This window comes from Halovivax sp., from assembly GCA_007119345.1.
Lineage (GTDB): Archaea > Halobacteriota > Halobacteria > Halobacteriales > Natrialbaceae > Halovivax.
Map to the genome: position 1 here is coordinate 1 of SKPV01000238.1, position 11,229 is coordinate 11,229.

At 69.4% G+C, this 11,229-nt stretch carries 14 protein-coding genes; 7 read left to right on the forward strand and 7 right to left on the reverse strand.

The features are described from left to right. Positions 1 to 308 (reverse strand): alpha/beta fold hydrolase (locus QZT59_RS16325; protein WP_394348668.1); only part of this gene is annotated, 308 nt, incomplete at its 3' end. A gap of 114 nt (positions 309 to 422) precedes the next feature. Further along, complete coding sequence (locus tag QZT59_RS16330; RefSeq protein ID WP_290818769.1) at positions 423 to 1,682, reverse strand: ATP-binding protein; 1,260 nt, start codon at positions 1,680 to 1,682, stop codon at positions 423 to 425. A gap of 180 nt (positions 1,683 to 1,862) precedes the next feature. Here QZT59_RS16330 and QZT59_RS16335 point away from each other — a divergent pair, with 180 nt between their 5' ends. Both QZT59_RS16335 and QZT59_RS16340 read left to right on the forward strand, forming a co-directional pair. Continuing rightward, positions 1,863 to 2,225, forward strand: a complete 363-nt coding sequence (locus QZT59_RS16335) for a hypothetical protein (protein WP_290818771.1) — start codon at positions 1,863 to 1,865, stop codon at positions 2,223 to 2,225. After that, positions 2,222 to 2,506 (forward strand): hypothetical protein, encoded by a 285-nt coding sequence (locus QZT59_RS16340; RefSeq protein ID WP_290818773.1) that lies wholly within the window; start codon positions 2,222 to 2,224, stop codon positions 2,504 to 2,506. Before QZT59_RS16335 ends, QZT59_RS16340 begins: the two co-directional genes overlap by 4 nt. A gap of 53 nt (positions 2,507 to 2,559) precedes the next feature. On the opposite strand, the gene QZT59_RS16345 is transcribed toward QZT59_RS16340, so the two are convergent. Continuing rightward, positions 2,560 to 2,958, reverse strand: coding sequence for a hypothetical protein (locus QZT59_RS16345; RefSeq protein ID WP_290818775.1), 399 nt, complete (start codon positions 2,956 to 2,958; stop codon positions 2,560 to 2,562). Positions 2,959 to 3,167: 209 nt separating this feature from the next. On the opposite strand from QZT59_RS16345, the gene QZT59_RS16350 reads away from it, so the two are divergent. Next, on the forward strand, positions 3,168 to 4,076 hold the full coding sequence (locus QZT59_RS16350) for an ArsR family transcriptional regulator (RefSeq protein ID WP_290818777.1): 909 nt from the start codon (positions 3,168 to 3,170) through the stop codon (positions 4,074 to 4,076). Between the two features lie 152 nt (positions 4,077 to 4,228). After that, positions 4,229 to 4,720: a cupin domain-containing protein gene (locus tag QZT59_RS16355; protein WP_290818779.1), complete on the forward strand. Its 492-nt coding sequence runs from the start codon at positions 4,229 to 4,231 to the stop codon at positions 4,718 to 4,720. Positions 4,721 to 4,899: 179 nt separating this feature from the next. On the opposite strand, the gene QZT59_RS16360 is transcribed toward QZT59_RS16355, so the two are convergent. Then, positions 4,900 to 5,586, reverse strand: a complete 687-nt coding sequence (locus tag QZT59_RS16360; protein WP_290818781.1) for a hypothetical protein — start codon at positions 5,584 to 5,586, stop codon at positions 4,900 to 4,902. Beyond that, positions 5,587 to 6,486 carry a hypothetical protein gene (locus QZT59_RS16365; RefSeq protein WP_290818783.1) on the reverse strand — a complete coding sequence of 300 codons (900 nt, stop codon included), beginning with the start codon at positions 6,484 to 6,486 and terminating at the stop codon, positions 5,587 to 5,589. A gap of 370 nt (positions 6,487 to 6,856) precedes the next feature. On the opposite strand from QZT59_RS16365, the gene QZT59_RS16370 reads away from it, so the two are divergent. Both QZT59_RS16370 and QZT59_RS16375 read left to right on the forward strand, forming a co-directional pair. Beyond that, positions 6,857 to 7,774, forward strand: coding sequence for an ABC transporter ATP-binding protein (locus QZT59_RS16370; RefSeq protein ID WP_290818784.1), 918 nt, complete (start codon positions 6,857 to 6,859; stop codon positions 7,772 to 7,774). Beyond that, positions 7,771 to 8,649 carry an ABC transporter permease subunit gene (locus QZT59_RS16375; RefSeq protein WP_290818786.1) on the forward strand — a complete coding sequence of 293 codons (879 nt, stop codon included), beginning with the start codon at positions 7,771 to 7,773 and terminating at the stop codon, positions 8,647 to 8,649. Before QZT59_RS16370 ends, QZT59_RS16375 begins: the two co-directional genes overlap by 4 nt. A gap of 282 nt (positions 8,650 to 8,931) precedes the next feature. Here QZT59_RS16375 and QZT59_RS16380 read toward each other — a convergent pair whose 3' ends face one another. Continuing rightward, entirely contained in the window at positions 8,932 to 9,213 is a 282-nt protein-coding gene (locus tag QZT59_RS16380; RefSeq protein WP_290818787.1) for a NifU family protein, read from the reverse strand. 326 nt (positions 9,214 to 9,539) lie between these two features. Between QZT59_RS16380 and QZT59_RS16385 the strand changes: the two genes are divergently transcribed. Beyond that, positions 9,540 to 9,971, forward strand: coding sequence for a methylated-DNA--[protein]-cysteine S-methyltransferase (locus tag QZT59_RS16385; RefSeq protein WP_290818789.1), 432 nt, complete (start codon positions 9,540 to 9,542; stop codon positions 9,969 to 9,971). A gap of 49 nt (positions 9,972 to 10,020) precedes the next feature. Here the strand turns inward: QZT59_RS16385 and QZT59_RS16390 are convergent. Beyond that, positions 10,021 to 11,229 (reverse strand): cation-translocating P-type ATPase (locus QZT59_RS16390; protein WP_290818791.1); only part of this gene is annotated, 1,209 nt, incomplete at its 5' end.

Genomic DNA, 11,229 nt, shown 5'->3' on the forward strand with positions numbered 1-11,229 from the left:
ACGGGCTCGCCGATGCTCTCGGCGAAGGCGGTGACGTCCTGGACGAGCCGCTCGAGCGAGAGGTCGGCGCTCTGCCCGCTCAAACCTCGACCTCGCGTGCTCATAGTGTAGCACGTGAACCGGTCGGTGAGCGACGGCAACAGCGGCTGCCAGACGGTCTCGCCGTCGCTCATCGCACCCGGGACGAGGACGAGGGGCTGGCCCCGCCCGCGTACGCGGCCGGCGATTTCGGTCCCGTCGTCCGAGACGGCGCGGTGGATGTCGGCGTCGATCTCTCCGCCTCCGTTTAGTCGCGTCGCGTTCTCCACGGGATATCACCCGCAATCGGAGACGAGTCGCGCGGTCAAAGCGGCATCTCTCGACCGTGTTTCGTTGCCCGCCCAGTTTACAGACCGTGACGGATTTGCAGGGGGTGGACGGGGCTACCGGCTCGGCACCGACCGCTCCGTCTCCCGATCGACCGCGGGGAGCGTGACCGAGAACGTCGTCCCCTCGCCGGGTTCGGAGTCGACCCGGATCTCGCCGCCGTGGCGCTCGACGATCCGCTTGCAGAGCGCGAGTCCGATCCCGGTTCCCGGCTGCTCCTCCTGACTGTGGAGGCGCTGGAACACGTCGAAGATGCGATCCTGCGCGCCGGGGTCGATGCCGACGCCCTCGTCGGCGACGGAGACGACCCACGCCTCGCCCGCGTTCTCCGCGGCGGTACCGTCCTCTCGCGGGCCGCTCGAACGGGTCGTGGAACGTCGTTCGGCGCGACTCCGTTCCGATGGGCGGGGCCCTTCCCTCCGCTCGGCGGACACTTCGACACGGGGCGGCTCGTCGCCGCTGTAGGCGATCGCGTTCGAGAGGAGGTTCTGGAAGAGCTGGCGTAACTGGTGCTCGTCGCCCTCGACGCGCGGTAGCTCGCCGACGTCGACGGTCGCGTCGGTTTCGCGGATCCGCAACTCGAGGTCCTTCCGGACGTCGTCGAGCACCGCGTCGAGGTCGACGGGTTCGAACGGATCGCCTTTCGTCTCGACGCGGGCGTACTCGAGCAGGGCGTCGATCATCTCGCGCATGCGCTCGGCGCCGTCGACGGCGTACTCGAGGAACTCCGCGGCGTCCTCGTCGAGTTCCTCGCCGTAGCGCCGGTCGAGCAGCTGGAGGTAGCTCGAGACCATCCGCAGGGGTTCCTGAAGGTCGTGGCTGGCGACGTGGGCGAACTGCTCGAGGCGCTCGTTCGACGCCTCCAGCTCCCGCCGCAGCCGTTCCAGCTCCTCGTTTCGCCGCTCCAGCTCGAAGGCGCTCGACTTCGCGCTGGCGTCGTAGAGTCCGACCCCGAAGCCGGCCACGCAGGCGAAGCCCGTCAGAATGGAGATCGAGCGCGTCGGGTCGGAGAGCCCGGTATCCGGCTGGACGTCGTAGAGGCCGAGGATCAGGAGCATCACCGCGATGCCACCCAGACTCCATCGGGAGATCCGCGAGTAAAATCGCGGATCGAGATCGGCTCGGGGAAGTCGGTAGCCCCCGAGCAGGACGGCAAAACCGGAGCCGGCGATGAACGAGCCGACGACGAACACGCTGACCGCCGACATGCCGTCGAGGAGGTTGGCGACCGCCCACGCGACCCCGATCGCGATGTAGAGGGCGCCGAGGCCGAGAAGGAAGGGGCGACCCGCGAGGGGCTCGCTCGATCGCGCCATTGTCACCGCATGGTCGGAGCCGGAGTTAACGATTGTGATCGGTTCGTCCAAACGGCCCGTACTCGCGACGGTCCTGCTGGATTCGATCGATCGACCCGACCGCGGCCGGCGGGGTAATATAACCGTTGTTCGAACCATGCGGTCGCTTACGGTCCGTGGTGCATAATCAGCGGCCAGAATATGAGTGTCGATATTACCCCTCCCCCCTCCGCGTTCGAGATCGTCGCGTCCGATCACCGTCGACGGGCGCTGAAGGTCCTTCGGGCTGCGGACGGACCCGTATCGGAGGGCGAAATCGCGACGCGCACCGCCGAGCGCCTGGCGGAGAATTCGCCGCCGGAGCGGTCGCCGGACGAGCGCGACCGGATCCGGATCATGCTCCGGCACGTCCACCTCCCGATGCTGGCCGAGGCGGACCTCGTCGAGTGGGATCGGGAACGGCAGCTGGTCGTCCCCGGCGACGGGCCGCCGAGCGCCGAGGAGTTGGTCGCGTCGGCCCTCGACGCTGGAGCGCGGGGAGACGACTCCGACGGATACAGATGACGTCGCGATTCAGAGACTGGCTGGGATGTCCCGAGTGTGCGGGCGACGCCGAGGTGGGCGTGCTCGCACACGAACTGGACGTGGTCCTCGAGTGCTACGGCTGCGGCCACGTCGCCGAGTTCACGATCGGCGAGGACGTCCCCTTCAACGGTTCCGTCCCCGCCGACGTCGAGGGACTCGGTGACGATACCGGCGACGTTCCGCCGAAGCCGGTCGGCGGCCGCGATTCGACGACTCGCCGGCGGAGTAGGCGGCGTCGCGGCGACTCGCCGGCGGAGTAGGCGGCGTCGCGGCGACTCGCCGGCGGAGTAGGTGGCGTCTCCGGAAATCGTCGTCAGTCTCCGCAGCAGAACTCCCGTTCGCGCTCGAGCCGACGGCACCCGATGACCAGCGAATCGGGGAGCTCGCCCGCCCCGGCGTGGAGGCGCTCGAAGACGACCGCGACCTCGTCGAATCGCGGGCCGCGGGAGGCGACGAACGGATCAGCGCTCCACTCGACGAACCCCGCGTCGGCCAGCAGCGGGAGGTGACGGTGGCGCAGCGACCGTCGGAGATCTCGCGGTTCGTCGGGGACCGTGGCGCTGATCGCGCCCTCCGGCAACGCCACCGATTCGCCCGCCGGAGCGTCGAGCAGCGAGACCACGAGCTGGCGACGCGGCTCGGACGAGACCGCTCGAAACACCCGATCCCACCGCTCGATGACCCGCACGCCGTTTTCGTATCGCTCTCGCATACTCCTCGGTGGCGCGGACGACCACGTAAGCGATGTACCAAACGTCCGTCGCGGCGGAACGTCGGCCGGACGGACGGAAACGATCGCCACCGTCCGTCGGCGATCGCCGGGAACGCGTTGGGGCCCGGCCGACGAAGCCGGCGGCCCGTCGCCACGGCAAGTCGCGGAACACGTAACTCGACGCGGCCACAGTCGACGAACGGAGTTCGATGACCCGGGAAGACACCGCCGAGCGACTCGACGGCGACGTGGCCGGCGCGATCGGGTCGCTCGGCGACCGACGGCGCCTCGAGATCCTGTTCGAGCTGGCCGAGGCGGAGCGAACGACGGGAACCATGTGGAAGACGCTGTCGTTCACGGAGCTGTACGACGCGGCGGATCTCGACAGCACGTCGCAGTTTTCCTACCACCTCGATCGGCTCGTCGGTCCGTTCCTGCGGGAGACGCCGGACGGGTACTGCCTGACCTACGCCGGGGCCAAGATCGCCCGGGCGATCCGCTCCGGCGAGTACGAGAGCACGCCGGAGTTCGAAGACAGGGCCCTCGACGGCGTCTGCGTCTTCTGCGAGTCGTCGTCGCTGGTCGCGACGCTCGCCGACGAGCAGTTTCACGTCCGCTGTCGGGCCTGCGATTCGACCCTCGTCACCGACTTCTTCCCCCAAAGTCAGTCTCGAGGCCGGACGCCGGCGGAGATCGTGGAGAGCTTCGGCCACCGAATCTGGAGTTCGTTCGTCCAGCTTCGGGGGAACGTCTGTCCGGAGTGTTACGGCCGCGTCGAGACGAGCGTGGAAGCGCTCGATCCCGACGACTCGGCCCGTGTCCACGGGGAAGCGACGCGACACTCCCACGTGAGCGCGTGTCGGGAGTGCGGGTTCGTGATCACCTTCCCCGTCGAGGTGGCCGCCGCCTTCCACCCGGCGGCCCTGGGCCGCTTCTGGGAGCACGGCATCTCGCTGTGGGACGTCCCGCTGTGGGAGTTCTTCGCGTTCATCGTCTCGGACGCGATTGCGGCCGAAGTCGTGTCGACGGAGCCCGTGGAGATCCAGTTCGAGATCACGCTCGACGGGAGAACGCTCCGTCTGGCGATGGACGAGACGATGGCGATCTCGGTCCCGTAGGCCGACGGCGGGGTCGTCCCTCCCCGGCTTCCGATCGTCCGGGCGATCTCCGAGACGGAACGGTGCCGGGCCGGTGCCGGGACGGCCGGATCGTCGGTAGGTAGTGGACGTCTAAGTTATCCCCTCACGAGGCGTACGAGCGATGAGGAATCATGCCACAAACAACCGCCTCTCACGCGTTTTCCGACGCCGATCACTACCACGTCCTCGGCGCGACTCTCTCGATCACGGCCGACGGCGAGACGACCGACGGCGAGTACCTGGTGCTCGACATGCTCGTCCCGCCGACGTTCGAAAACGGCCTTCACACCCACGAGCAGAGCGAGGTGTTCCACGTCATCGAGGGCGAGATCCGACTCCACGTCGACGGCGAGGACCGCATCCTCGGACCCGGAATGTCCGGCTCCGTTTCCGGGAACCAGCTCCACGGCTTCGCGAACGCGACCGACGACGTCTGTCGGGTCGTCGCGGTCATGACGCCCGGCGGCGCCGAGGGATTCTTCCGCGAGGTCGGCCGCCCGACCGAGGATCGATCCCTCCCCGAACCCGTCGAGCCCACCGAGGAACTGCTCCAGTCCGTCTTCGCGGCCGGCGAGACGTACGGCTTCGAGTTCTTCGGCCCGCTCCCCGAGCGAACTGAGTGATCGCCGGTACGCGACCAGCCAATTTTGTCGTCTCGCTGTGAGTTCGGCCCTGGCGCAGATCGACGTCGAGGTGGGGCGACCTCTCGGTTCGCCCGGAGTTCTCGTCGGGCGATCGACCGTGGCGGACGCTACGAGAGGGTGGAAGACGACGAAAATCGGTTCGACCTCAACGTTCGGGCTCAGGCCGATCCACGGACGGGCTCACCGTCCCGGCCGTCGGGGTCCCCACTCGGCCTGAGCTCGCCCCCGAGCCAGAACGCCCAGCAGACGAACCCGACGGCGTAGAGCGCCATGAGCAGCGGGAACGCCGGCGTGAACGAGCCGACGGCGTAGGAGTACACCAGCGACACGATGCCGCCGGCGGCTCCGACGCCGGATGCCACCGCTGCCCACGACGCTCGTCCGGCGACCGAGTCGGTCCGAAGACCGAGCGCCCCGACGCCGAGCAACCAGGCACCCAGGAGCAGCCAGCCGACGAACTGCACGCCGAGGAATCCCGCCCCGTAGACGGCCGGGTCGAGCGAGAACAGGTGCACTGCGAGCAGTCCCGTCGATCCGATGATGATACCGGCGGTGGCTGCGACGCCCAGCAGAAAGACGCCGCCAGCGAGCCGATCGTCCCGGTTCAGGACGGCGAGCGCCCGGACGAGCGGAACCAGGAGCAGCCCGACGAGCAGGCCGCCGGCGTCGCTCAGCGGGGCGAAGATCCCGCCGTAGGTGAAGAACCCGATCCCGAGCGCGACCGCGAGCGCCGTCGCCGCGAGCACGCCGTACGCGCTCTTCCAGGCGATGGTCGGGACGTCCGACGTCGCGGGTCCCGAGCGTCGGCTGCCAACAGCTACGGCGCCGAGCGCGTCCGTGAGCAATTAGCTCACCTGCCGGGCGCCGGATTGGGACGTCTCGCGGTCTGACTCCCGTCGGGACGGGTCGGTGTCGGTATCACGTGGAGACGACTCGGCGTCCGCGCCGCGCGTGTACTCCGCGAGGCCGACGAACGCGACGGCCCACGCGATCACGGCGAGCGCCGCGATCGGTCCGAGGCTCGATCCCTGTTCGATCCCCGGGAAGGCGAGCGATCCGACGGCGAAGAGGATCGCCAGCGCACCGGCACCGTAGACGAGCGCGCGCCATCCGATCGGCCGCAAGGCGCCCAGGATCGCGAAGAGACCGATCGACGCCAGCGCGATCAGCATGAACTCGTAGTGACCGAACACCACGTGCTCATTGCCGAGCGTCGTGTGGGCCGCGTACTCGCCGACGGCGACGGTCCCGAAGCCGATCGCACCGACCGCGGCGAGCGCGAGCAGCCGCACATCTACTCGCTCGAGCGACGGGACGAGCTGGCGGCGGGCCGGGTGCAACGCCGCGATGAGGAGGACCGGAACGACGAACACCAGGATCTCGCCGGCCGCTGCCGGACCGGACGCGAGGATCGTGAGCGCGAACGCCGCGATCACGAAGGCGATCGCGGCCTGGAGCGCGCCGACTCGCTTCGACGGTCGGTACAGCTGGATCGCGACGGTCGCGACGAACACCGCCAACGTCCCGCCGATCATCACGTGGTGGACCCGGTGGTCCGGGAACGCGTAGCCCGCGAACCACGCGTTGACGACCATCGCCATCGTGTCGCGAAGCGCGAACACGAGGAACGCGAGAAACGCGGCGGTGACGAGGTAGAACGCGGGCTTTCGGGCGCGGTGGGCGCCGTACCCGGCCGAACTCGTCACCCGGTGACCGACGTCCATCGTCGACGAGGCGAGGTTCATCGGTCCCCCTCGTCGTGGCGTCCGCTCATTGTCGATGCCTCTCTCCGGAACGTCGCTGTCGAGTTCATAATACTCGGATATAGAAACGCCCCCTCAGAATATAAACATATATAATAATAATTATGAATCTCTCGGTGAGGATACTCCGTAGCGGGAGCGTGCCCGCCTCTCACCACGCGCACCGCTGCGATGACCCCGCCTGTCCGGTCGCTCACCGCGGGTCGACGGCGGCGGTTCTCAAGGATGTTTGAGTTGAACGGCTGTCAATATGTAACTATAACAACAATACTTATCCCGACACGGCGACCACAAAACCCCATGCGAACCATAACGACGGCGAGAGACGAGACAGAAAGCGAACGGAGGCCGCATGCCCGCGATTGAGATCGACGGGCTGACCAAACGGTTCGGCGACGTCGTGGCCGTCGACGACCTGGACATCTCCGTCGAGGAGGGCGAAATCTTCGGCTTCTTGGGTCCGAACGGCGCGGGCAAGTCGACGACGATCGACATCCTGCTCGACTTCATCCGACCGACCGAGGGGACCATGACCGTCCTCGGCCACGACGCACAGTCCGACGGGCGGGCCGTCCGCCAGCGGACCGGCGTCCTCCCCGACGCCTACCACGTCTACGACCGGCTCACCGGCCGCCAGCACGTCGAGTTCGCCCTCGAGATGAAGGGCGTCGACGAGGACCCGATGGCGTTACTCGAGCGAGTCCGCGTCGCCGAGGCCGCCGACCGGAAGGCCGGCGGTTATTCGAAAGGAATGCGTCAGCGACTCGTCCTCGCGATGGCGCTCGTGGGGGAGCCGGACCTGCTCGTCCTCGACGAGCCCTCGACCGGGCTCGATCCCAACGGCGCCCGCGAGATGCGCGAGATCATCCGCGAGGAGAACGAGCGCGGGACGACGGTCTTCTTCTCCAGTCACATCATGGAGCAGGTCGAGGCGGTCTGCGATCGGGTGGCGATCATCGACCGCGGCCGACTCGTGGCCGTCGACACGATCGACGGCCTCCGCGACGCGACGGAGACGGGCGAGACGCTCTACGTCTACGTCGACGCGCTCGACGAGGGGATCGTCGAGCGCGTCTCGACGCTCGACGGCGTCGGAAGCGCCGCGATCGACGACGGCCGCCTCCGGGTCGGCGTCGACGGCGTCTCGAAGTTCGCCGTCCTCGGCGCCATCGACGAGGTAGCTCCAGTCCAGGACTTCTCGGTCGTCGAGTCCTCGCTCGAGGACCTGTTCGTCCGCTACACCAACGACGAGCGGGAGGTGCGGGCATGACCTGGCGCACCGTCGCGAAGAAGGACTTCCGGGACGCGGTCCAGTCGCGGGCGCTGTGGGCGCTCGTCGGCGTCTTCGTCGTGGTCTCGCTGATCGCCTCCTACGCCTACGTCGAGGTGCCCGAGATGTTCGGGGAACCGGGGGGCGCGACGTTCGGCGGCCTCCTCTTTTACACGGCCGGGTTCACCGGCCTGTTCGTCCCGCTGGCGGCCATCGTCGTCTGTTACAAGTCGCTGGCCGGCGAGCGCGAGCTCGGGAGCATCAAGCTGCTGTGCTCGCTGCCGACGACGCGCGGACACGTCTTCGCCGGGAAGGTCGTCGGACGCGCGGCCGTCCTGGCGTTCGGCCTCGGCGTCGGGCTCGTCGTCGGGCTCGGGTTCGGCTCCGCGCTGCTCGGCGAGATCGACCTCGTCGCCCTCCTGGTGTTCCTGCTGGCGACGCTCTCGTTCGTGGCCGTCTACGCGACGATCGTCGTCGGTCTCTCGGCGACGACGGGCTCGACCTCGCGGGCGACGACGCTCGCGCTCGGCTTCTTCGTCGTCTTCGAGCTCCTCTGGGACGTCGTCGTGATGGGCGTCCTCTACGTCGCCGGCGGCTTCTCGCTGCCCTCGCCGGCGGAGATGCCCGACTGGGCGTTCACGCTGATGCAGCTCTCGCCCTCGTCGGCGTACTTCTCGTCGATCGTCGCGCTGCTGCCCGACCTCGCGGACCGGGTCGGCGCCGACCCGTCCCAGGCGGGCGCCGGGGTCGAAGTGAGCGCCGCCGACGCCGAACCGCTGCTCGCGTCCCCGGAAGTCGGTATCGTCGCGCTGGCCGCGTGGCTGCTCGTTCCGCTCGTCGTGGGCTACCGGCGATTCGACGCGGCCGACCTCTGATCGTCGGCCGCCACGCCCGCTCGGCTCACGATCGGGACGGGTTCCGCCGTTCGATCCGCTGTTCGTGTCCTCACTCTGCAGTTCGCGTTGTCGTTCCGCGGTCCTCGCCGCCACTCCGCGAGCACCGACCCGAAAACTACCGGCGCGACGAGCAGCGTCAGCGGAACCACGATCCACACCCGCCCCGCCAGGACGTCGTGCCGGGCGATCGTCTCGCTCGCCGGAACCCCCTCCAGATACCCGACGAAGAACTCGAACCTGACGATCGGGACGGGCGCAGAATTAGCCGGTATCCACGTGGACCCGGGTGACGCCCGCCACCTCCATCGGGAGGTGCCGCTGGATCGCCTGCGTCGTCATCGGGGAGATGCCGCAGCCGCCGCACGCGCCCGAGAGTCGGATCCACACCTCGCCCGACTCCGGATCGATGCCGTCGACGGCGGCGTCCCCGCCGTGCATCGCGATCTGCGGGAAGTTCGTTCGCAGGAACGACGCGACCTCGTCGGCCAGCGCGTCGTCGCTGTCGGCGGCTTCGGCCGGCGGCTCCGGCGCATCGGTGCTCATGTGCGTACCGCCGGTCCCGGACGGGGAGGCACTTCTCCCGAACCGGTTCGACGGAATCGCGATCGTTCGCTCGTCACGGCAGACCATCCGATCGACGATCGTCGCCGCGCCGGTGGCGGCCGTCGCGTCATTGGCGACCGCCGCGCTGACGGCGGCAGTCGCGTCTGCAACGACCGTCGCGCCGATTGCGACCGTCGCGTCGGTAGCATCCGCCCGGATGGGGTGGCCCGCGAACAGCGCCGGACACCGCGGTCGAAGCCGACTCGGGAGTCGGATTTATCGTCTCGGCCGAACGAGAGAACGACCGAAACCACGAAACCCGTCCCATGCACGTCGACATTCTGGAGACGACGATCGAGATCGACGAATCGTTCGTCGCCGAGCCGCCGGCCGAAATCCGCGCCCAGCTGGACGAGTACGCCCGCGGCGACCGCCGGACGTTCGACCTGCGGGTCGACGTCCCGGACACGATCACCGGCGCGGTGATGGACGCGATGGTCGAGATACCCTACGGCGAGACGCGCACGTACGGCGACATCGCGGCCGATCTCGACACCGCGCCGGTGGCCGTGGGGCAGGCGTGCGGCCGAAACCCCGTCCCGGTGATCGTCCCCTGTCACCGCGTCGTCGGGAGCGACGGCGGCCTCCGGGGCTACTCGTCGGAGGGCGGGGTCGCGACGAAGCGTCGACTGCTCGACCTGGAAGCGCGAGAAGCGGGGACCCGGCCCGTCCAGGAGCGACTGTCGACGGAGCGCTGAGGGCCCGCGAAGCCGCGGAACGGTCGGGCGGCCGTCGGAGCGCGCCGACTCACCGCTCCCCGAGGATCCGCCGCGAGGAGTTCGTCACGACGAAGATGCTGCTGGCGGCCATCGCGACCGCCGCGAACAGGGGGTTGATCACGCCGGCCGCCGCCAGCGGGATCGCGACGGCGTTGTAGGTGAGCGCCCAGGCGACGTTCTCCCGGATGCGCCGGCGGGTTCCTCGGGCCAGCTCGAACACCGCGGGCACGTCCCGGAGGTCGTCGCCCGCGAGGATCGCGTCGGCGGCGTCGGCGGCCTGGGCGGTGGCGCTGCCCATCGCGACGCCGAGGTCGGCCGCCGCCAGCGCGGGCGCGTCGTTCGTCCCGTCGCCGACCATCGCCGTCGTCCGGTCGGCCGCGAGTCGGCGCACCGTCGCCACCTTCCCGTCCGGCGGGACGCCGGCGAAGACGCGGTCGACTGCGGGGTGGGCGCGGAACCGTTCAGCGGCGGCCTCGTCGTCGCCGGTGAGGATCACCACCTCGCGATCGGCCACGGCGTCGAGGACGTCGGTCCACGCCTCGCGCTCGCGGTCGCCGACGACGATCAGCGCGCGGGCCTGCCCCTCGTAGCCGACGACGACGGGCAGGTCGCCCGCCTCTCGCGCCTCGGCGACCGTGGCCGCGAGGTCGTCCGAGACGGGGCCGACGAGTCGTTCGACGAGGTCCGGAGTGCCGACGACGACCCGGCGACCGTCGACGCGCCCGCTGACGCCGGCGCCGGGGTGGCGCTCGAACGCCGAGACCTCGGACGCCGTCGACGGCGACGAGGGCGCCGTCGTGACACCGCCGTCGGGTAGCGGGCCGTCGCTGGCCCTGTCAACTGGAGACTGCGAGTGGGGACCCGTCGCGTCCAGGGCCTCCGCGGCGAAGTCGGTGATCGCGGCAGCGACGGGATGTTCGGAGCGTCGTTCGACGGCCGCGGCGGCGGCCACGGCCTCCTCGGCGCCGCGAATGGACCGAACCGTCATCTCGCCGGCGGTCAGTGTTCCGGTCTTGTCGAAGACGATCGTCTCGACGTCGGGGGCCGACTCGAACACTGCCGAGTTGGTGACCACCAGTCCGCGGGCGAGCCCGTCACGCAACCCCGACGCGACCGCAAGCGGCGTCGCGAGCCCCATCGCACACGGGCAGGAGACGATCAGCACCGTCAGCCCGGTCAGCATCGCCTCCGAGGGCGCCGCGCCGGCCGCCAGCCGGTAGCCGGTGACGAGCGCCGC